Below are 19,743 nucleotides of genomic sequence, written 5' to 3'. Positions count from 1 at the left end.
CTGGGGGGGGCCGCCGGCGGCCCCGGGGGGGCCGCCCCGCGGGGGGGCGGCCAGGGCCCCCCCCCCCCCCCCCCCGGGCGGGGGGGGGGGCGGCGGCCCCCCCCCCCCCGGCTCGTTCGCGTTCCGGGCCTCCCCCGTCAGGGGCGAGAGCGCTCTCCCTCTGTCCAGGGATTGTTGACACGAGAGTCATGGCGTGTTTCCCTCCTCCTAAGAGAGCGCTCTCTCAGCTCGGTACTCGCTCCGCGCCCCCCGCATCCCCAGGAGCAACCATGACAACGCGCCTCCTGTCCGACCGGCGCCACCGGCGTCGCCTGGCCGCCGCGTCCGCGGCCCTCGTCACGCTCGCCGGCCTGCTCGTCCACGCCGCCGTCGCCTCCGCCGCCGTCCCGCCCACCCCCTCCGGCTGGTCGCTCGTCTGGTCGGACGACTTCGGCGGCGCCGCCGGGTCGGCCCCGTCCTCGTCAAACTGGATCGTCGACACCGGCCACGCCTACCCGGGCGGCCCCGGCAACTGGGGCACCGGCGAGATCCAGAACTACACCGGAAACGCGGCCAACCTGAGCCTCGACGGCTCGGGCAATCTGCGGATCACCCCGCAGCGCAGCTCCTCCGGCGAGTGGACCTCCGCCCGCATCGAGACCAGGCGCGCCGACTTCAAGCCCGCGGACGGCCGCGTGCTGCGCATCGAGGGCCGCATCCAGATGCCGAACGTCACCGGCGACGCCGCCCTCGGCTACTGGCCGGCGTTCTGGGCGCTCGGCTCGCCGTACCGGGGGAACTACTGGAACTGGCCGGGCACAGGCGAGTTCGACATCATGGAGAACGTCAACGGCGTCAACTCCGTCTGGGGCGTCCTGCACTGCGGCGTCAACCCGGGCGGGCCGTGCAACGAGACGACGGGCCTCGGCGCGAGCCGGGCCTGCCCCGGCTCGACCTGCCAGTCGGCCTTCCACACCTACCGCTTCGAGTGGGACCGTTCCGCCAGCCCCAACGAGCTCCGCTGGTACGTGGACGGGCAGCAGTTCCACAGCGTGAGCCAGAGCCGGCTCGACGCCGGCACCTGGAGCTCGATGACCGGGCACGCCGGCTACTTCCTGCTGCTCAACGTGGCCATGGGCGGCGCCTTCCCCGACGCGCTGGCCGGCCCGACGCCGACCGCCGCGACCGTGCCCGGCCGGTCCATGCTGGTCGACTACGTGGCCGTGTGGCAGAGCGGCGGCTCCGGCCCCACGCCGACGGACACCCCGACCGTGCCGCCCGGCGGCGTGGACGCCCGCTCCACGATCCAGGCCGAGCGCTACCAGGCCCAGTCGGGCACCATGGTCGAGTCCACGACCGACACCGGCGGCGGCCAGAACGTCGGCGGCGTCTCCAACGGCGACTGGCTGCGCTTCGACGACGTCGACTTCGGCTCCGAGGCGGCCCGGCAGGTCAGGGTGCGCGTCGCCTCGGGGGCGGCCGCGGGGGTGAGCGGGCTCGTGCAGGTGCGCCTGGACAGCCTGACGGCCGCCCCGGTGGGCGACTTCGCGGTGGCCTCCACCGGGGGCTGGCAGAGCTGGCGCACGGTGCCGGCCAACATCTCGCCGGTGACGGGCAGGCACACGGTCTACCTGACCTTCGCCAGCGGCCAGCCGGCCGACTTCGTCAACCTCAACTGGCTGACGTTCTCGACCTCCTGACCGCCATGACCCGACGGCCCGTCAGGTCGATTCGCGAACGACCAGACGGGCCGGCAGCACCACGGGCCCCGCGTGCCGCCCGTCCAGGCGGGACAGCATGAGCCGTGCCAGCGCCAGCGCCTGGTCCCTGGCCGGCACGCGGACCGTGGTCAGGGCCGGGGTCGTGCAGGAGGCGGCGTCGATGTCGCCGAAGCCCACGATCGCCAGGTCGTCCGGCACCCGCCGGCCCGCCTCCCGGGCCGCCCGCAGCGCGCCGATCGCCAGGTCGTCGGAGGTGGCGAGGACGGCGTCCAGCTCCGGGTGGTCGGCCAGGAGCCGCCGGGCCGCCTCCGCGCCGGACTCGCGGTCGGGCCCGGCCAGGGCGAGCAGGGGCCGCAGCCCCGCCTCGTGCAGCACGTCGCGGTGCCCGGCCAGCCGGTCCTGCACGGCCACGAGATCCGTCGGCCCGCAGATCATGCCGATGCGGCGGCGGCCCCGCTCCAGCAGGTGGGCGGTGGCCGCGCCGGCGCCGCCCGCGTTGTCCACGTCCACGTGCGGCACGAGCGAGGCGACGGCGGGCCTGCCGAGCAGCACGACCGGCACGCCGGTGCGGGCCAGTTGCTCGGCCAGCGGGCCGTGGTCGTCCGGCGGCAGCAGCACGACCCCGTCGGCCTGCCGCGCCTCCACGTGCTGGAGCACGCGGCGCCGGCTCTCGGCCGTGTCGGCCAGCATGAGCGTGATCTGCTTGCCGGCCCCTTCGAGCATGCCCGTGACGTACCTGACGATCGCGGCGATGAGCGCGTCGCCGCCCTGCCGCGGCTCGGACAGGACCAGCGCCACCGCGTCGGTCCTGCGGGTCACCAGACTGCGCGCGGCGGCGTTGGGGACGTACCCGAGCTCGCGGACGGCGCGCAGCACCGCGTCGCGCGCCTCGGCGCTCACCGACGCCTCGCCGTTGACCACCCGGGAGACCGTGGCGCGGGAGACGCCGGCGCGGGCGGCGACGGTCTCCAGCGTGGGCCGCCGCGGCCGGCCGTCCGGCAGGCCGTTGCGGGCGATGACGTCGCGGTACCACAGGGCGCTGTCCTTCAGCCGCCGCCGCTGGGTCTCCAGGTCGACGTGGACGAGGCCGAACTTGCGGCGGTAGCCGTCGGCCCACTCGACGCAGTCGAGCAGCGACCACACGAGGTAGCCGCTCACCCTGGCCCCCTCGTCCAGGGAGACGCGCAGGGCGCGCAGGTGCTCCTCGATGAAGCTCGTCCGCTCGATGTCGTGGATGCCCTCGGGGGTCAGCACGTCGACGAAGTCGGCGCCGTTCTCGGTGATCATCAGCTCGGTCCCGGGGTACTCCCGCGAGAGGCGGCCCAGCAGCAGCGTCAGCCCGCTCGGCACGATGGGCCAGCCCATGGCGGTCACGGCGGTGGGCACGCTGCAGAACAGGACGCCCTCGCTGCCCGGGAAGGAGGCGTCGCCGGCCGCGCCGGGCTGGGCCTGCACGGCGGTCGGCGTGTAGTAGTTGACTCCCAGCAGGTCGATCGGCCGGCCGATCAGGTCGAGGTCGCCCTCGCGGATGTGCCCGAGCCCGGCGGTCCGCTCGACGACCGGCAGCAGGTCGGCGGGGTAGCTGCCGCGCAGCACGGGGTCCAGGAACTGCCGGTTGTGCAGCGCGTCGATCCGCTGCACCGCCTCCGCGTCCTCCTCGGACGGCTGCGACGACAGGTCGCCGAGCTGGCCGGGGGTGAGCACGGGCGAGAGGTTGAGCACGATGCCGGCCCGCTGCGCGCCCGCCGAGCGCAGCGCCTCCAGGGCCAGTCCGTGGGCGAGCAGCATGTGGTGCGCGCCGACGAACGCCTCGGCTGCCGAGCGCCTGCCGGGCGCGTGGACGCCAGAGCCGTAGCCGAGGAACGCCGCCACCCACGGCTCGTTGAGCGTGAACCAGGTGCCGACCCGGTCGCCGAGACGGTCGTGGACGGCCCGCGTGTAGTCGGCGAAGCGGTGGGCGGTGTCGCGGGAGGTCCAGCCGCCCTCGTCCTCCAGGGCCTGCGGCAGGTCCCAGTGGTAGAGGGTGGCGTACGGCGCGATGCCCGCGGCCAGCAGCTCGTCCACCAGCCGGTCGTAGAAGTCCAGGCCGGGTCCGTTGAGGCGGCCCTTGCCGTCGGGCATGACCCGCGGCCAGCTCACCGAGAACCGGTAGGCGGCCATGCCGAGGTCCTTCATCAGCCGTACGTCGTCGGCGTAGCGCCGGTAGTGGTCGCAGGCCGGATCGCCGTTGCGCCCGCCGGGGAAGACGTCCCAGATCGACGGGCCGCGCCCGTCCTCGCCGGTCGCCCCCTCGATCTGGTAGGCGGACGTGGACACTCCCCACACGAACCCCTCGGGGAAGCGCGCTGTGCTCATCGATGGACGACCCTCCGGCGACGTACGAGCGCCGCCGCGTGGCGGCGCGCGGCGCCTAGTCTGCCGCATGTCGGTCATGTCGTGCGGCGCGCCGGGAACGGTCGCGTCGCGCCGCGGCGGGGCGAGGCGGTATACAGGGCGCGTGGAACTGGACCGGCTGGATCGTGCCATCGTCGCGGCCCTCGTGGAGGACGCCCGCCAGACCTACGCGGAGATCGGGCACCTCGTCGGGCTGAGCGCGTCGGCCGTCAAGCGCCGGGTGGACCGGCTGCGCGAGACCGGCGTGATCACCGGGTTCAGCGCCAGGGTGGCGCCGCGCGCGCTCGGCTGGACCACCGAGGCGTACGTCGAGCTGTTCTGCCAGGGCAAGACCAAGCCGTCCGACATCGCGCTCGCGGTCGCGAAGTTCCCCGAGGTGGTCGCGGCGGCGACGATCACCGGAGAGGCCGACGCGCTGCTGCACATCCGGGCCACGGACGTGCGTCATGTGGAGCGGGTGATCGAGCGCATCGCGGCGGAGGCGTTCGTGGTGCGGACCAAGAGCTCGATCGTGCTGTCGCGGCTGGTGGACGTGCCTCCGGGGGCCGCACTGCCCGACGTCCCGGGGGGTGCGGCGGCGCTCCCGACGCCCCCTGAAGCGGCCGTCCGGTAGCCCGCGCAACGGATCGCGTGCCGTCGGCCCATACTCGCAACAGACCCGCGCGAACACGCCATTCACATTGCTTGGCCTGCATAAACATACATTCTTAGAGTGTCTTCGTCCCCCTCACGCGGAATCCCGCAGCCTTGCCCGACCTCTACGGAGACCTGCATGCCCAAGCACTTCCTCATGTGCCGCCCCGAGCACTTCACGGTGGAGTACGCCATCAACCCGTGGATGCATCCCGAGGCCGGCGCCGACCGCGACGTCGCGATCCGGCAGTGGGAGGGACTCAAGTCCGCGTACGAGAGCCTCGGGCACCAGGTCAGCCTCATCGACCCGGTCGAGGGCCTGCCGGACATGGTGTTCGCGGCCAACGGCGCCCTCGTCGTGGACGGCCGGGCGTACGGCGCCCGCTTCGCCTTCCCCCAGCGCGGCCCGGAGGGCCCGGCGTACCTGCGCTGGTTCGCCGAGCGCGGGTATCCTGTACTGGAGCCGGAGCACGTCAACGAGGGTGAGGGCGACTTCCTGACCCTGGACGAGGTCGTGCTGGCCGGCACCGGCTTCCGCACGAACGTCGCCGCGCACCTGGAGGCGCAGGAGTTCCTGGGCCGGCCGGTGGTGTCGCTCACGCTGGTGGACCCCCGCTTCTACCACCTCGACACGGCGCTGTTCCCGCTCGACGGCCACAACGTCTGCTACTACCCGGACGCCTTCTCCGAGGGCAGCAGGCGGGTGCTGGCCCGGCTGTTCCCGGACGCGGTGCTCGCGAACGCGGCCGACGCCGAGGTGCTCGGGCTCAACGCGGTCAGCGACGGCACCCACGTGGTGATCAACTACGAGGCTTCCGACCTTCAGCTGGAGCTGAAGCGACGGGGATACGAGCCGATCCCCGTCGACCTGTCGGAGCTGCGCAAGGCGGGCGGGGGCCCGAAGTGCTGCACACTGGAGATCAGGGGGAACGACTAAGATGACGACCAGCTCAGAGCTGATCGGCGTGATCGAGCGCCGGAGCGCGCACAACTACCACCCGCTGCCCGTGGTGATCCGCGAGGCCCACGGGGCCTGGGTCACCGACGTCGACGGCAGGCGCTACCTCGACTGCCTGTCCGGCTACTCGTCGCTCAACTTCGGCCACGGCAACGAGAAGATCGTCGCGGCGGCGCAGCGGCAGCTCGCGCGTCTCACGCTGACCAGCCGGGCGTTCTACCACGACCAGTTCGCGGAGTTCTGCGCCGGGCTCGGCGACCTCACCGGCAAGGACATGATCCTGCCGATGAACACCGGCGCCGAGGCCGTCGAGACCGCGATCAAGGTGGCCCGCAAGTGGGGCTACGAGGTCAAGGGCGTGCAGCCGGACCGGGCCACCATCATCGTGATGGAGGACAACTTCCACGGCCGCACCACCACGATCGTCAGCTTCTCCACCGATCCCGACGCGCGTGACGGCTTCGGCCCGTACACGCCCGGCTTCAAGATCGTCAAGTACGGCTCGGTCGAGGCCGTCCGTGAGGCGATCGACGCCGACACGGTCGCCGTGCTGGTCGAGCCGATCCAGGGCGAGGCCGGGGTGCTGGTGCCGCCGGACGGCTACCTGACGCAGCTGCGCGAGTTGTGCACGGCCGAGAACGTTCTGATGATCGCCGACGAGATCCAGTCGGGGCTCGGGCGCACCGGCCGCACGTTCGCCTGCGACCACGAGGGCGTCGTGCCGGACATGTACGTGCTGGGCAAGGCGCTCGGCGGCGGCGTCGTCCCGGTGTCGGCCATCGCCGCGAACGAGGACGTGCTCGGCGTCATCAAGCCGGGACAGCACGGGTCCACGTTCGGCGGCAACCCGCTGGCCTGCGCCGTGGGCAGCGCCGTGATCGAGATCCTGCGCACCGGGGAGTTCCAGGACCGGGCCGCCCGGCTCGGCGAGGTGCTGCACGCGCGGCTGGGCGAGCTCGTCGGCGACGGCGTGGTGACCGTACGCGGACGCGGCCTGTGGGCGGGCGTCGACATCGACCCGTCGCTGGCGACCGGCCGGCAGGTGTCGGAGGCGCTGATGGCGCGCGGCGTGCTGGCCAAGGACACGCACGGCTCGACGATCCGGCTCGCGCCGCCGATCGTCATCTCGGAGGAGGACCTCCTCTGGGCGGTCGACCAGCTCGTCGGCGCCATCTCCTCCTTCCGCTGAGCGCGTCCTTCAGCTGAGCGCCTCCGTGCGCCGAGCGCATCGGGACCGGACGTGCGGCGCCGCCGCGAACCCTCGCCTGCGGCGGGGCCGCACGTCCACGCCTGATCACCTCAGCTCCACCGAGGCGATCTCCTTGATCGTGTTGCCGGAGGACTCGTACCAGGTGGCCTGGTCGGGGAAGGTGAGGGTGGCCAGCGCGTTCTGGAACCACGGCCCCTCGGTCACCCGCCAGCGGAACGGCGGGCGCGGGATGCGCGCCGACCGGGCGAGCAGCCCGCCGACCAGCGTCGCGATGCCGAACTGGGTGAACACGTTGGCCCAGCGCAGCAGCGGGCTGAGCGGGTTGCGGATCGGCGAGCAGACGACCTGGTGGATGTCGCCGGCGCTCGCCTTGGCCACGTAGGAGTAGTGGACGTCGCCCGACAGGATGAGCACCGGCTTGCCCACGCGGACCAGCAGCCGGGCCAGGTCGTCGAACGAGCGGCGGAACGCGGCCCAGTGCTCCAGGTCCACGGCCTGCCGGAACTTCTCCGACAGCTTCCGCACCCACGAGCCCCACGCGCCGTCGCACAGGGCCTCGTTCCAGTTCTGCACCGAGTGGACACCCTCGGGCAGCAGGAACGGGATCGAGGAGCCGATGACCAGCCGCTGGGCGGGCTGGGAGACCTCATCCACCAGCCACTGCCACTCCCCCGGGTCGAGCATCCTGCGGTCGCCGGGGGTGAGCTGGCGGGCGCACCTGGTGTCGATCATGATCAGGCGGGTGTGGCCGAGGTCGCGGGCGTAGCTCCAGCGGGTGCTCGCCGGGTCGGCGTCCGCCTTCTCGGCGAAGTCGTCGAGCAGGCCGCCCCCGTCCGTGCCGCCCTCGCGCAGGGAGCGCAGCAGCGGATCGGCCTCGCGCTCGGCCGGCGACAGGTTGCCGAGGTGCTGGTAGATCCAGTAGGCGCCGAGCCCGGAGATCACCCGGCGCCGCCACCAGCTCGTCGCGGCCATCTGCTCGCGCCAGGGCTGCGAGGTGTTCCAGTCGTCGCGCAGGTCGTGGTCGTCGAAGATCATCGCGGTCGGCACGGTCGAGAACAGCCAGGCGATCTCGGGGTCGGTCCACGCGCGGCGGTAGAGCTCGGCGTACTCCTCGAAGTCGGCGATCTCGTTCTTGGGCTCGGTGTCCCTGCGGGCGTGGATGAACTCCAGCATGCCGGGCGACGGGCTGTCGGCGTAGACCTGGTCGCCGATCAGCAGCAGCAGGTCGGGCCACTCCTCGTCGCCCGCCTCCATGAGGCGGCCGCCGTAGGCGCGCAGCACGTCCTCGCCGTGGGTCAGCACGTGGGCGGTGTCGTGCGGCACGCTCGTCCGGCAGGAGCCGAACGTCATCCGGCGCGGCCCCTCGGGCGGCAGCAGCCGGATGCGGCTCGGCGGCCGGCCCTCCAGGGGCCACACCCGCTCGCCGTCCAGCTCCACCGCGTACCCGTCGACGTCCGCCGCTAAGTCGGTCAGGTCCACGATCGCGTAATGGTGCCCGTGCACCGTGAACGTCCGCGACTCGTACGAGCGGCCGGCCGCGATCACGGCGACCGTGCACGGCTCCCCGGTCTCCACCCAGATGGAGGCGCTCGACGCATCGACGTAGCGCAGCATCGGCCCGATCACCAGTGCGGGCATCGCAACCCCCCGATTCGACAGTTCGGCACACTCCCGTACCCAAGCCTGCCAGAGTGGCACCTGGCCGGCGTGTTGATCAACGGGTTGGATCGATGAAAGCAGCACCGTTTCTCCACGACTATCAAAAAAACCCAGTCGTGACGAAACACGCAGCCTTAGGATGATCGCGACACCTACCCCCAAAGAGGCAGGCAACGGCGCTTACCTCAGACTCGGGGGTACTCACCAGGAGGCACTCCTTCCATGACCGTCATGGTGCCGTCAATGACGCCGGCGCTCACGAACCCGGCCCTCAGCGCCGACCTCACCACCCCGGGCCGCCAGGCCCTCGACTCCGCTCTCCAGCAGCTGCACCAGGCGGCCGAGCACCTCGGGCTCGACCACGGCCTGCGCACGATGCTCGCCACGCCCCGCCGCTCCCTGACCGTCTCCGTCCCCCTGCGGCGTGAGGACGGCCGCATGGACGTCGTCCAGGGCTTCCGGGTGCAGCACAACATCTCGCGCGGCCCCGCCAAGGGCGGCATCCGCTTCCACCCGGCCACCGACATCCACGAGGTGACCGCCCTGGCGATGTGGATGACGTGGAAGTGCGCCCTCGTGGGCATCCCGTACGGCGGCGCCAAGGGCGGCGTCTCCGTGGACCCCAAGGCCCTCACGCCGCGTGAGCTGGAGCGGCTGACCCGCCGCTACGTCAACGAGATCCTGCCGATGATCGGCCCGGAGAAGGACATCCCGGCCCCCGACGTCGGCACCGACGAGCAGACCATGGCCTGGATCATGGACACCTACAGCGTCAACACCGGCTACTCGGTGCCGGGGGTCGTCACCGGCAAGCCGACGACGCTGGGCGGCTCGCTCGGCCGGGCCGGCGCCACCTCGCGCGGCGTGCAGATCGCGGCCCTGGCCGCGCTCGGCCGCTCACCCGAAGGCGTCACCGTCGCCGTGCAGGGCTTCGGCAAGGTGGGCGCCCTGGCGGCGCAGTACCTGGCCGACGCGGGCTGCGTGGTCGTCGCCGTGTCCGACGCCTCGGGCGCCGTCCACGCGCCCGGCGGGCTCGACGTGGCCGCGCTGCGCGCCCACGCCGCCGAGGCGGGCGGGGTGCTCGGCTACCCCCACGCCGACGCGCTCGGCCATGACGACCTGCTGGAGCTGGACGTCGACGTGCTCGTGCCCGCCGCGCTGGAGAACGTCATCACCGGCGCCAACGCGCCCCGGATCCGCGCCCGCCTGGTCGTGGAGGGCGCCAACGGCCCCACCACGCCCGAGGCCGACGAGATTCTCGCCGCCGGCGGCACCACGGTCGTCCCCGACATCCTGGCCAACGCGGGCGGGGTGATCGTGTCGTACCTGGAGTGGGTGCAGAACATGCAGGCGTACTCCTGGAGCGCCGGGGAGGTCGACGTGAAGCTGCGCGACCTCATGGAGAGCGCGTTCGGCGAGGTCCGGTCGCTGGCCGGCGAGCGCGGCCTGACCCTGAGGCAGGCGGCGCACGTCATCGGCGTCGGCCGGGTCGCCGAGGCGCACCGGATGCGCGGCCTGTACCCCTGAGCGACCGCGCCCGGGGCCGCACCTAGGTTGGGTAAACCGTGGTGTCGCAGGTCAGGGCACTGATCATCGGGGATCTAGGGTGGGGTACGTGCTCAGGTCGGTGCTGTCCCTCACCCTGCCCCTCGCCCTCCTCCATCCGTCGGCGCCCCAGGTGTCCGCGTCGCGGTCCGTGCCGCACCACGACGTCATGACACCGGGCGGCGACCGGCTGGGGTACGCGCCCGTCCCCGCGCCCTACACCGGGGAGCGGAGGCTGGCCGGCGTGGTGCTGGCCCGTGACCCGGTCACGGGCCGGACCGTGCTGTGCGGGGGCGCGGTGATCAGGTCGCGCAGCCGGAGCCTGGTGCTCACCGCCGCCCACTGCCTGTACGACCGGGGCAGGAGCATGCGGGAGGTGTCGTTCCTGCCGGGATTCGCGGACGGCCGGCCGCCGCTCGGGGTGTGGCGGGCCGTGCGGACGTGGGTGCCGGACCGGTGGCGCGACGGGCCGGACACCGAGGCCCAGCTCCCGTACGACGTGGGCCTGGTCGGGGTCGCCCGGCGCGGACGCTCCCTGGAGGACGTCACCGGGCCGGGGCTGCGGACGCTGCGCACGCGACCCGGCACCTCGCTCCGCGGCCTGGAGCTGCTCGGCTACCCGGCGGGCCGGAGGTACCCGGGCATGGAGCTGTACCACTGCCTGGGCGACGCCTCCGAAGGCATCGCCCGGGGGCCGGGGGTGCTGGTCACCCGCAACTGCCACGCCCCGGACGGCGGCAGCGGCGGCCCCGCCCTGTACGACGGGGCGGTGGCGGGCGTCGTCTCGTCCTCCAGCCCGCTGAGCGACCGCAGCGGCTTCACCGTGCTGACCCGGCTCGGCGGCCGGCAGTTCGGGCGGATGCTGAGCGAGTCCGACCGGTGGATGAGCGAGCGCCGGCCCGCGAACGCGCGGCCGACCGAGCGCACCTCTCAGCCGGTCGCGCCCTTCGAGCCTGTTCCGTTCGACGCGGACGTGTTCCCCGTCTGGGCGTGCCGCACGATGTCCTCGCAGATCGCGTGGCTGACGAGCGCGTCGTCGGCCGTGAGCAGGCGGCCGGCGTGCACGGCGTCGAGGAACTCCAGGCAGGCCTGCTCGATGCCGCGCTGCCGGGCGACCGGCACCCAGTCGGCGCGGCGCCCGAGCGTCTCACCGGCCGCGTAGTCGACCACGTCGCCGAGGTTGACCACCCGCCGCTTGACGCCGCCGCCCATGACCTCGCAGCTCTCCTCGGCGGCGCCGCTCACCCGGCACATGGAGCCGATCGCGGTGAACCCGTCGCCGGTCAGCTCCAGCACGACGTGCTCGGCCAGGCCGCCGGTGACGCGGGTGCGGATCCTGGTGCCGGTGACCTCGCCGGGCGCGAGGAAGCGGAGCGTGTCGACGACGTGGATGAAGTCGTCGAACACCATCCGGCGGGGGTCCTCCGGCCGGCCGGCGCGGTTCTTCTGCATGAGGACGAGGTCGCGGGGCAGCGCCGCGAGGCCGACGTAGCCGGGGGCGTACCTGCGGTTGAAGCCGACCATGAGGGAGCGGCGCTCGGCGTGGGCCAGGCGTACGAGGTGCTCGCAGTCGGGCAGGTTGTCGGCGAGCGGCTTGTCCACGAAGACGTGCACCCCCGCCTTGAGCAGCGGCTCGACCAGCTCGCGGTGCGCGGCCGTGGCGGCGTGGACGAACGCGGCCTCGACCCCCGCCTCGATCACCTCCTCGACGGACGTGAACCTCGCCGCGACGCGGTGGGCGTCGCCGAGCCGGTCCAGGGTCCGCCGGTCGCGGGTGCACAGGTGCAGGTCGAGGCCGGGCTGGGCGGCGAGCACGGGCAGGTACGCCTTCTCGGCGATGTCACCCAGGCCGATCACTGCTGTCTTCATCCGGAGAGCGTAGCCCGCGGCGCCGGGAGCGACGCTCACCCATGGTCAGACCTGCTTCCAGACGATGCGGAGGACCGCGTTGACGACGAAGGCGGCGGCGAAGAGGACCGCCGGGGTGGCCAGGCCGGCCGCGTAGAGCGCGAGCGCCCCGCCCCCGAACCAGACGATCTCCAGGAGGGCACGGGCGGCTCCGGTGAGCGGCACCACGGCGTTGGCCCCGCCGTTCGCCCCGAACATCGCCCACGCGGCGATGAACAGCGCCGGGGCCCCCAGACCGGCGAGCAGCTTGACCGCCCAGTTCGGGCTCACCGTGAACCCCCAGTAGGCCGCGGAGGCCAGCACGCCCAGCTCCAGGACGAACATCAGGGCCAGGTTGGCGCCCTTGGCGATGGCGAGCATGTGAACCTCCAGTAACTGCCGTTCGCTTACGAGAGCAATGCTCTCCCAAAAGAGCACCCGTCGTCAAGAGCGGTGCTCTCCTTTCCTTTCGGCGCTCTGGTAGCGTCGTGGGCATGACCGCCAGCCGCACTGCGAGAGAACGTGTCCGTGCCGAGCTGACCAGGGAGATCGTGGACATCGCCCGCAGGCAGCTCGCCACCGACGGAGCCGGCGGCCTGTCCCTGCGCGCCGTGGCGCGGGAGATGGGCATGGTCTCCTCGGCCATCTACCGTTACTTCCCGAGCCGCGACGACCTGCTGACCACGTTGATCATCGACGGCTACAACGCGCTCGGCGAGGCCGTCGAGCGCGCCGACGCCGCCACGCCGCCGGACCGGTTCCCGGCCAGGTGGGCGGCCGTGTGCCACGCCGTGCGCGACTGGGCGCTCGCGCACCCGCACGAGTACGCGCTGCTGTACGGCTCGCCGGTGCCGGGCTACCAGGCGCCGCAGGACACCATCGGGCCCCGGGTGCGCGACCTGGTGGTCTTCGGCCGGATCCTCTCCGACGCCCAACGCGCGGGTGCTCTCACGCCGGCGGCCGCGCCCGCCGAGGTGGACGCGGGCCTCGCGGCGGAAGCGGAGGCGAGCTTCGCCGACCTGATGCCCGGTGTGCCCCCCGACGCGGTGCTGCGCGGCCTGGCGGCGTGGACGTCCCTGTACGGGTGGGTGAGCTTCGAGGTGTTCGGCCAGCTGAAGGGCACCTTCCAGGACAACGGGCCGGGGTTCGACCACTCGATACGGGTGCTGGGAGCCATGATCGGGCTCACCCAGCCCGGATGACCATCGCATGGCCACCGCTCCCCCCTTCGAAGGGGAGGCTTCTCCCCCGCGAAGGGGAGTGATGCCATGGTCAGTGGCCTCTACTGTCGTGGCCATGGCCCATTCTGAGAATCCACGACGCTGGCCGGCGTACGCGACGGCGGTGCTGTTCCTCGGGTACGCCGTGGGAAAGGCCGCCTTCGCCCTGCAGGCCCGGCTCGGGTTCCCGGGCGGCCCGCCCGTGTCTGCCGCCGAGACGGAGAGCTACTTCCTGGACGCGGCCGCCGGGCAGTGGCTCGCGGCCGCGACCGGGGTGCTCGGCGCGTGCGTCGCCATCGCCACGGTCACTGCGCTGGGGCGCAGGGTGCCGAGACCATTGATGCTGCTCGTGCTGGCCGGGATGCTCCTGGCTGTCGGTGGCGGCGCGGGGATCATGATCCTGGACGGGTTCGTCGGCATCGGTGTGGGCTGGCAGTGGTACCACGGAGTCCTCGGGGCCGTCGTGATCGGGCTGTTCCTGGAGATGACCAGGTCCTACGCAGTGGCGACCAGACGTGTCGCGGGCTGATCAGGCGAGGGCGGGCGCGTACGGAGCTGCGGCGTGCGCCGCGGCGTACGGATCGATGAAGCTCGCCCAGGCGCTGGGGGCCAATGCGCTGGCTGACAAGGACCCGCTGCCTCCACACCTGCGCGAACAGCTGCTCGCACGTGATCCCTTGTTCGTGGCGAGCCACTGGGTGCTGGCCGGTGCCGCGGTGGTCGGTGTCATCGTCGCGCTGGCCACCGTGCGGCCCTGGGGTGCGAGAGCCCCGCGCCGGCTACTGCTCATGGTCGCCTGGACGCTGGGGATCCTCATGATCGCCCGGTCGATCGGGGTACTGGGGTTCGGTTTCGCCGGCGACGCGCTGTTGCTGACCGGTGTCCGCCCGCCGCCGTTCGAGCACGCCGCGCTGGCTCGCACCCTGGCGCGCTGGGATCTGCTGCTGTGGTCGCCGTTCTTCCTGCTCTGGGGGATGTGCTGGGCGACGACCGGATGGCGGCTGAGCCGCCGAGACTCGCCGGCCGGCACGCGCCAGGCCTAGAACCCGGATGGCGCACCAGACGGTACGGCCCAGCCCACGGCCGTGCTCCCGGACTCCCCAATCCTCGGAGATCTCACCGACGATCAGCAGGCCGCGACCGTCCTCCGCCTCCGGTTCCTTCCGGACGTACGGCCCGGAGAACGCTGAACCAGGGTCACGCACCTCCACGTAGACCAACTCTTCCGTCCCGGTGACGGTCAGGCCGATGAAGTCGTACGGTCTTGCGTCGGAGTGCCGGAGCGCGTTCGTCACGAGCTCGGACGCCGCGAGCACGGCGTCGTCGACAGCGGGGTGATCGTCTCCGAGCCATCTGCGCACTTCGGAGCGGGCATGCGAGACGGACTCGCGAATGCCCACCAGCTGGATCGAACCGATGACCCTCGGCTCCGCGCTCGGCACTTTCACGGCTTCACCCACTCGAAGAAGTCAGCCTCGATCGACCTTCCCACCATCCCAAGATTTGGCTACATTCAGTAGTCGATCGACTTCGTCATGTCATCAGCTGTTTCAGTGAAAGCTTCGTTGAAACAGTGGCGATCCCCCGGGAGGTCAGGTGCCGAAGGAAAGCGAACTATGCCCCGCTGACTCGCCGACCGCACTTTTCGGCTTCGAGCTACGGCGACACCGCAAGGCGCGAGGCTGGTCCCAGGTCCGCCTGTCGAAGGCGGTGTCCTACTCGGTCGGCACGATCAGCATGATCGAGACAGCCAGGCGATCACCGACGGAGGAGTTCGCCCGCCACTGCGACGAGGCGCTGGAGGCAGAAGGGGCGCTGATGCGACTCTGGCCCATGGTCAGCCACGCATCGGCTCCTCCGTGGTTCCGGCCCTGGCTCGACGTCGAGAGCACAGCGGAAGCCATCCGAACCTGGGAACCACTGGTCGTGCCCGGCCTCCTCCAGACCGAGGACTACGCCCGGGCCGTGCTGAGCGGCGATGTCGGCGCGACCTCCGAGCAGATCGAGACCCATGTGGTCGCCCGGATGGAGCGCCAGAGCATTCTCCTGCGCCCCAAGCCGCCCCTGCTCTGGATCGTGATCGACGAGGCGGTGCTGCATCGCCCGATCGGCAGCCCCGCTGTCATGTCCGCGCAGCTCACCCACCTCCTCGAAGCGGGCCAGGCCCCCCGGATTACGATCCAGATCCTCCCCCTCAATGCCTACTCCACAACCGGGCTTGCCGGCGGATTCGCCATCGCGCAAGCTCATGGAGTCTTCGACACGGCGTATGTCGAGTCCGCTGGAATCATGAGCCGAGTAACAGAGCGACCAGAGGACGTCAGCGCCCTAACATACAGATATGAGGCGATTCGTTCCGAAGCCTTGCCCCAGCGCGAGTCCCGGGAACTGATCAAGGAGACGTTGCAGCGATGGACGAGCTGATCCGAGAACTCGACACAGCCATGTGGCGCAAGTCCACCCGATCAGGACCCGACGGCGGCAACTGCGTCGAAGTCGCCCAACTGTCCGGCGGACACCGGGGCGTCCGCGACAGCAAGAACCCCACCGGCCCCGCGCTGATCTTCACTTCCAGCGAATGGGACGCCTTCATCGACGGCGCGAAGAATGGCGAGTTCGACTGACTGGACACACCACTCGTACGGCCGGGCCGCAGCCGCCCTCCTCACCTCAGGAGTCGTTCGGGATACCGACGACCTCGACGATCACCCCATGGTCCCGCCGGAGCGTGTCGGCGAGCGTGACGAGAGCGACCTGGGCGAACGGGTAGAGCGAGTCCGGCGTCAGCTCCTTCCCCTTGAGGAGAACAGCCAGCACGACCTTGCTCGGGACGAAGTCCTCCGGGACGGTGAGCAGCCCGCCGCTCAGCTCTGCCACCTTCGCGCTGAACTTCGCCCGAGCATCCGGCTCGCTGTACAACGTCCGGGTCGAGATCAGCGCCTGGGCGAACTGGTGACTGAGAGGCTCTGAGCTGCCCGCCGCCTTGACGTGCACCAACGTGTGGCGGTCGGTCAGCCCGTCGCACGCCTCGTACCCCTTGCCCCGGCGCTGCTGCCGGGTCCGGCTGAACTTGCGGTCGAGGCACAGATATCGGCCTCGTCCGAGCGTGTCCTGCATGCGCAGGTTGTAGTCCTCCTCGGACTCGCCGGCCCGCCACGGCAGCATGGTCACCTCCGGCTCGGGCACGATGAGCTCTTGGAGGCGGCGCTGCACCGACGTCACGTAGGTAGCGCCGCACTCGTACCAGTCCCCGTCGCTGAGCTGGTAGACATGCGACCCGATCGCCCCCACGGCCTCGATCCAGCGGATGGCCCGGGCCCGGCCGATCGGCTCCTTCCCTTCACTGTCGGCACACATCTCGACAGTCCCCTCGCGGAGGGCGGCGGAGGGGCTGATGCAGTGCTGCACCTTGCACCGCCGGCGGAGGTCATCAAGATCGAGTTCTTCTCGGACGATCGCGACGCTACCGACCTTGATGCGGTAGGAGCGGGCATCGTGGCGCAGGTCGATCAGGGCGGGAGGGACCGCCACGTGCAGCCGGGGGTCCCCCTGACCACGGACCGCCTCGTCCAGCAGCGCGTCCAACTCGTCGCGGACCGACTCGGAGCCTACCGGCCGGATGGCCTCCAACCGTTCGAAGTCGGGTGGCACCTCGCGCTCGCTGATCTCGTTCAGCCGGTGCAGCAGGGCTCGAAACGCCGTCGGCTCCAGCGGGATGGGCAGACGCAAGCCGTCCGCACCTTCGACAGAGACGCTCTCCCGGTGGCTGAGACCGAGGTCGGATGCCTTGATCAGGCCACCGAGCTTCTTGACCAGCTCGGCGTAGTCCCGGATGCCAACCCCACCGATGGGGATACCGTCCGGGACGTAGGTGGAGTCGTGCCGCGGCAGGCCGCCGAGCGCCCGCCGGCCCACGTCGCGCACCCGGGCCGGGTCGACCGCGCGCAGCGCGCAGTGCAGTCCGAAGCCCGGTTCACGAGAGTCGGCTACGGCGAGGTATCCCTGACCGAAACCGATCCCGTAGACGTACGGCTCCGCCGCCACGATCAGCACCGCCTCGCAGTCCTGCTTGACCAGCGGAAGCGACACGCCTGTGAGCGAGGAGAGCCCAGGGGTCCACCCGGCCTTGGAAGGCGGGTGCTGTCGGAAGTAGAGGACCGCCGGCGAACCGGCGATGTCGAGCTCCATGACATCGACACCCGGCGCGGCGAGGCGGCCGGTGGAGGTGGCTTCGAACATCGCGTCCGTGGTGGGCGCGATGTCGGTGAGCCGGTAGACGGTGGCGGGAAGGGTCGCAGGCGCCATGGCGTGCTCCAAGGGGGAAGAGAGCGGATGTTGAACTGCTTGCACCCAGTATGACTGAAAGCGCTGTTAAAAAGTTCCCACTTGCTGAAGCCTGCTTTTCGCCGTTACCATCATGGCAGTCGCCAAGGGAACGAGATGACCATGCCGCAGCAGCCGGTGCACGTGACCGCCGCCGAGATTTCCCGGCTGGCCGGGGTCACCAGAGCCACCGTCAGCAACTGGCGGCGGCGTCACGCAGACTTCCCCGCCCCCGCCGCCGGAGCCGACACCAGTCCGCTCTATGACCTGGAAGCCGTGCGGGCCTGGTTGGCAGCCCACGGCCAGACGAAATCGGGGTCTGCTCTGGCGGAGCTCCGCACATTGCTACGGCTCCGGCAGGGCACCGCCATCGCCCACCAACTTCTGCCCTTCGTACTCGCCGCGGTCAGAGCCGAACACGACCTGACCACCCTGCCGGACAATGAGCTCGCCGAAGCCGCCAACCAGGCCGTGGCCAGCCTCGTTGACCTGCCGGGAAGCTCCACGCCGACCTATGAGACCGACGATGCGCCGCTGCTCCGAGCCATCCTGAGCAGTGTGCGCGACGAGGGCGGTCCCGCTGTCGTGGACGTCCTGGCCGAACGGGAGCTCACCGACAGCAACTCCCCCGGCGCCTTCACCACCCCACGCCGGCTCGCTGACCTCATGGCAGCGCTGCTGCGGACCGATGACCACTACCCGGAGACGGTCTTCGACCCCGCATGCGGCAGCGGATCACTCCTTGACGCCGCCGGCCGCCAGGGAGCGGCCAAGTTGCTCGGGCAGGATCGGCTGGAGGTGCAGACGTTGCGCAGCACCATCCGCCTGACGCTGTCTCGCCCGGAGGCTCTGACGCTGGTGCGCGCCGGCGACAGCCTGCGGGCCGACGCCTTCCCCGAGTTGGAAGCAGACGCGGTCCTGTGCAATCCACCGTTCGGAGACCGCGAGTGGGGTCACGACGAACTGGCCTATGACCCTCGCTGGGCATACGGCACACCATCCCGTGGCGAAAGCGAGCTGGCATGGGTACAGCACGCGCTGGCCCACCTCGCCCCCGGTGGTCACGCGGTGCTCCTGCTACCGCCGTCCACGGCCATGCGCACGCCCAGCAGGAAGATCCGCACCGAGCTGCTCAAAGCGGGCGCCATTCGAGCGGTGATCGCCTTGCCGCCCGGCCTCGTCGTCCCGCTGCACGTCGGCCTTCACCTGTGGGTGTTGCGCAAGCCCCTTCCGAGTACGACAGCCGAGCCGATCCTGATGCTCGACCTGTCGGAAGCGACCGGTGACGACGCACCTGCCTGGGAAGCACTCACGAGCACAGCCCTCACCACTTGGCGGGCCTTCCTCAACGACTCCGCCGAATTCGAGCCGGTGCCCGGCACCGCCCGTGCGGTCCCCGTGGTCGAGTTGTTCGGCGACAACGTCGATCTCACACCGGTACGGCACCTGCACCATGCACCGCTCGATCCGGCCGAGTCTTCCCAACGGGCCACCCACCTGCTCAGCGAACTCTCCCAGGGCCACGCCGAACTCGGAGCGGCGATCTCGGCCCAACGGTGGGGCTCGACAGACCAGCCGAGGACGTGGCGCTTGGCCTTGGTCAGCGATCTCGTCCGGGGCGGTCTGCTTGCCGTGCTCCGGACTGGTCCGGCCACCGAGAAACAACGACTCACGGACGAACATGTCGCGCTGCCCGTGCTCACCGGCCGCGATGTCGCCACCGGCAGCCGGGCGAGCGGCATTGCCGCCGACCACCAGATCGGCGAGCCGGTCATCGTGGCGGCGGGCGACATTCTCCTCCCGAAGGCGATCGCCTCGCGAGAACGAGCGCGATTCCGGGTGGCCGACGACCGCGACGTAGGTGCTCTGCTGAGCGGCGGCGTGGTGGCACTCCGGGTCGACCCGTCACGGATGGACCCATGGTTCCTGGCCGGCTTCATGCTGACGGATGAAAATCTCGCGGCCGCCTCCAGTCTCCGCACCCACATCCCCATCGACCCACTGCGGTTCAAGGTGCCGCTCGTCCCGTTGGAGGAGCAGATCCGGTACGGCTCCGCCTTCCGCGAGCTGCACCGGTTGGAGGAGGCAGCCCAGCGCATGCACGAGCTGGCCGCCGAGACCGCCAAGACCGTCTCTTCATCCCTGACCGGCGGCGGGCTGGCACCTCCGCAGCATTGATTTTTCCGCTGGATCAGCCCTCCTGCTCTTCGCACT

General features: G+C 71.3%; 16 protein-coding genes and 1 pseudogene. 11 read left to right on the top strand and 6 right to left on the bottom strand.

Annotated features, from left to right (window positions below; all coding sequences use genetic code 11):
• Positions 1-269 precede the first annotated feature (269 nt).
• Positions 270-1,679, top strand: a complete 1,410-nt coding sequence (locus tag ACIBG4_RS24265; protein WP_397203714.1) for a glycoside hydrolase family 16 protein — start codon at positions 270-272, stop codon at positions 1,677-1,679.
• A gap of 21 nt (positions 1,680-1,700) precedes the next feature.
• On the opposite strand, the gene ACIBG4_RS24260 is transcribed toward ACIBG4_RS24265, so the two are convergent.
• Positions 1,701-4,055, bottom strand: a complete 2,355-nt coding sequence (locus ACIBG4_RS24260) for a GH1 family beta-glucosidase (protein WP_397203713.1) — start codon at positions 4,053-4,055, stop codon at positions 1,701-1,703.
• 142 nt (positions 4,056-4,197) lie between these two features.
• On the opposite strand from ACIBG4_RS24260, the gene ACIBG4_RS24255 reads away from it, so the two are divergent.
• From ACIBG4_RS24255 to rocD, 3 genes are all read left to right on the top strand, one after another.
• Positions 4,198-4,707, top strand: coding sequence for an Lrp/AsnC family transcriptional regulator (locus ACIBG4_RS24255; RefSeq protein ID WP_310710356.1), 510 nt, complete (start codon positions 4,198-4,200; stop codon positions 4,705-4,707).
• Between the two features lie 159 nt (positions 4,708-4,866).
• Entirely contained in the window at positions 4,867-5,664 is a 798-nt protein-coding gene (gene ddaH / locus ACIBG4_RS24250) for a dimethylargininase (RefSeq protein WP_397203712.1), read from the top strand.
• Position 5,665: 1 nt separating this feature from the next.
• Positions 5,666-6,874: an ornithine--oxo-acid transaminase gene (gene rocD, locus ACIBG4_RS24245; protein ID WP_397203711.1), complete on the top strand. Its 1,209-nt coding sequence runs from the start codon at positions 5,666-5,668 to the stop codon at positions 6,872-6,874.
• A 105-nt stretch (positions 6,875-6,979) separates the two neighbouring features.
• On the opposite strand, the gene ACIBG4_RS24240 is transcribed toward rocD, so the two are convergent.
• On the bottom strand, positions 6,980-8,533 hold the full coding sequence (locus tag ACIBG4_RS24240) for an alkaline phosphatase D family protein (protein ID WP_355437946.1): 1,554 nt from the start codon (positions 8,531-8,533) through the stop codon (positions 6,980-6,982).
• Between the two features lie 243 nt (positions 8,534-8,776).
• Here ACIBG4_RS24240 and ACIBG4_RS24235 point away from each other — a divergent pair, with 243 nt between their 5' ends.
• On the top strand, positions 8,777-10,081 hold the full coding sequence (locus ACIBG4_RS24235; protein ID WP_397203710.1) for a Glu/Leu/Phe/Val dehydrogenase: 1,305 nt from the start codon (positions 8,777-8,779) through the stop codon (positions 10,079-10,081).
• A 948-nt stretch (positions 10,082-11,029) separates the two neighbouring features.
• On the opposite strand, the gene ACIBG4_RS24230 is transcribed toward ACIBG4_RS24235, so the two are convergent.
• Complete coding sequence (locus ACIBG4_RS24230; protein WP_397203709.1) at positions 11,030-11,968, bottom strand: Gfo/Idh/MocA family protein; 939 nt, start codon at positions 11,966-11,968, stop codon at positions 11,030-11,032.
• A 45-nt stretch (positions 11,969-12,013) separates the two neighbouring features.
• The gene (locus tag ACIBG4_RS24225) at positions 12,014-12,367 is read right to left on the bottom strand and encodes a YrdB family protein (RefSeq protein ID WP_397203707.1); all 354 of its coding nucleotides are present in this window, start codon (positions 12,365-12,367) and stop codon (positions 12,014-12,016) included.
• A gap of 113 nt (positions 12,368-12,480) precedes the next feature.
• On the opposite strand from ACIBG4_RS24225, the gene ACIBG4_RS24220 reads away from it, so the two are divergent.
• The 3 genes from ACIBG4_RS24220 to ACIBG4_RS24210 all read left to right on the top strand — a co-directional run bounded on the left by ACIBG4_RS24220 (position 12,481) and on the right by ACIBG4_RS24210 (position 14,249).
• Positions 12,481-13,188 carry a TetR/AcrR family transcriptional regulator gene (locus ACIBG4_RS24220; RefSeq protein ID WP_397203705.1) on the top strand — a complete coding sequence of 236 codons (708 nt, stop codon included), beginning with the start codon at positions 12,481-12,483 and terminating at the stop codon, positions 13,186-13,188.
• A 94-nt stretch (positions 13,189-13,282) separates the two neighbouring features.
• On the top strand, positions 13,283-13,735 hold the full coding sequence (locus tag ACIBG4_RS24215) for a hypothetical protein (RefSeq protein ID WP_397203704.1): 453 nt from the start codon (positions 13,283-13,285) through the stop codon (positions 13,733-13,735).
• 55 nt (positions 13,736-13,790) lie between these two features.
• Complete coding sequence (locus ACIBG4_RS24210) at positions 13,791-14,249, top strand: DUF3995 domain-containing protein (RefSeq protein WP_397203721.1); 459 nt, start codon at positions 13,791-13,793, stop codon at positions 14,247-14,249.
• A 27-nt stretch (positions 14,250-14,276) separates the two neighbouring features.
• Here ACIBG4_RS24210 and ACIBG4_RS24205 read toward each other — a convergent pair.
• Positions 14,277-14,606, bottom strand: a pseudogene (locus tag ACIBG4_RS24205) (ATP-binding protein); the annotation flags it as partial.
• 196 nt (positions 14,607-14,802) lie between these two features.
• On the opposite strand from ACIBG4_RS24205, the gene ACIBG4_RS24200 reads away from it, so the two are divergent.
• Positions 14,803-15,630: a helix-turn-helix domain-containing protein gene (locus ACIBG4_RS24200; protein WP_397203703.1), complete on the top strand. Its 828-nt coding sequence runs from the start codon at positions 14,803-14,805 to the stop codon at positions 15,628-15,630.
• A complete protein-coding gene (locus ACIBG4_RS24195; protein WP_397203702.1) occupies positions 15,618-15,830 on the top strand; it encodes a DUF397 domain-containing protein in 213 nt (70 codons plus the stop codon). The genes ACIBG4_RS24200 and ACIBG4_RS24195 overlap by 13 nt, the downstream gene beginning before the upstream one ends.
• Positions 15,831-15,876: 46 nt before the next feature.
• Here the strand turns inward: ACIBG4_RS24195 and ACIBG4_RS24190 are convergent, their stop codons facing one another.
• Positions 15,877-17,511 (bottom strand): DUF6119 family protein, encoded by a 1,635-nt coding sequence (locus ACIBG4_RS24190; RefSeq protein WP_397203701.1) that lies wholly within the window; start codon positions 17,509-17,511, stop codon positions 15,877-15,879.
• A 135-nt stretch (positions 17,512-17,646) separates the two neighbouring features.
• On the opposite strand from ACIBG4_RS24190, the gene ACIBG4_RS24185 reads away from it, so the two are divergent.
• On the top strand, positions 17,647-19,707 hold the full coding sequence (locus tag ACIBG4_RS24185) for an N-6 DNA methylase (RefSeq protein WP_397203700.1): 2,061 nt from the start codon (positions 17,647-17,649) through the stop codon (positions 19,705-19,707).
• Positions 19,708-19,743 lie beyond the last annotated feature (36 nt).

The sequence above is a fragment of the Nonomuraea sp. NPDC050383 genome, assembly GCF_044459125.1.
Lineage (GTDB): Bacteria > Actinomycetota > Actinomycetes > Streptosporangiales > Streptosporangiaceae > Nonomuraea.
Note: the sequence above shows the minus strand (reverse complement) of the source record. Positions and strands in the feature narration are given on the sequence as shown.

What these genes read in the sequence shown, in the direction of transcription:
- ACIBG4_RS24230 (WP_397203709.1), bottom strand. Translation starts at nt 11,968, where the DNA reads ATGAAGACAGCAGTGATCGGCCTGGGTGACATCGCCGAGAAGGCGTAC.
- ACIBG4_RS24240 (WP_355437946.1), bottom strand. Translation starts at nt 8,533, where the DNA reads ATGCCCGCACTGGTGATCGGGCCGATGCTGCGCTACGTCGATGCGTCG.
- ddaH (WP_397203712.1), top strand. Translation starts at nt 4,867, where the DNA reads ATGCCCAAGCACTTCCTCATGTGCCGCCCCGAGCACTTCACGGTGGAG.
- ACIBG4_RS24235 (WP_397203710.1), top strand. Translation starts at nt 8,777, where the DNA reads ATGACCGTCATGGTGCCGTCAATGACGCCGGCGCTCACGAACCCGGCC.
- ACIBG4_RS24195 (WP_397203702.1), top strand. Translation starts at nt 15,618, where the DNA reads ATGGACGAGCTGATCCGAGAACTCGACACAGCCATGTGGCGCAAGTCC.
- ACIBG4_RS24210 (WP_397203721.1), top strand. Translation starts at nt 13,791, where the DNA reads ATGAAGCTCGCCCAGGCGCTGGGGGCCAATGCGCTGGCTGACAAGGAC.
- ACIBG4_RS24225 (WP_397203707.1), bottom strand. Translation starts at nt 12,367, where the DNA reads ATGCTCGCCATCGCCAAGGGCGCCAACCTGGCCCTGATGTTCGTCCTG.
- ACIBG4_RS24260 (WP_397203713.1), bottom strand. Translation starts at nt 4,055, where the DNA reads ATGAGCACAGCGCGCTTCCCCGAGGGGTTCGTGTGGGGAGTGTCCACG.
- ACIBG4_RS24215 (WP_397203704.1), top strand. Translation starts at nt 13,283, where the DNA reads ATGGCCCATTCTGAGAATCCACGACGCTGGCCGGCGTACGCGACGGCG.
- ACIBG4_RS24190 (WP_397203701.1), bottom strand. Translation starts at nt 17,511, where the DNA reads ATGGCGCCTGCGACCCTTCCCGCCACCGTCTACCGGCTCACCGACATC.
- ACIBG4_RS24265 (WP_397203714.1), top strand. Translation starts at nt 270, where the DNA reads ATGACAACGCGCCTCCTGTCCGACCGGCGCCACCGGCGTCGCCTGGCC.
- rocD (WP_397203711.1), top strand. Translation starts at nt 5,666, where the DNA reads ATGACGACCAGCTCAGAGCTGATCGGCGTGATCGAGCGCCGGAGCGCG.
- ACIBG4_RS24220 (WP_397203705.1), top strand. Translation starts at nt 12,481, where the DNA reads ATGACCGCCAGCCGCACTGCGAGAGAACGTGTCCGTGCCGAGCTGACC.
- ACIBG4_RS24185 (WP_397203700.1), top strand. Translation starts at nt 17,647, where the DNA reads ATGACCATGCCGCAGCAGCCGGTGCACGTGACCGCCGCCGAGATTTCC.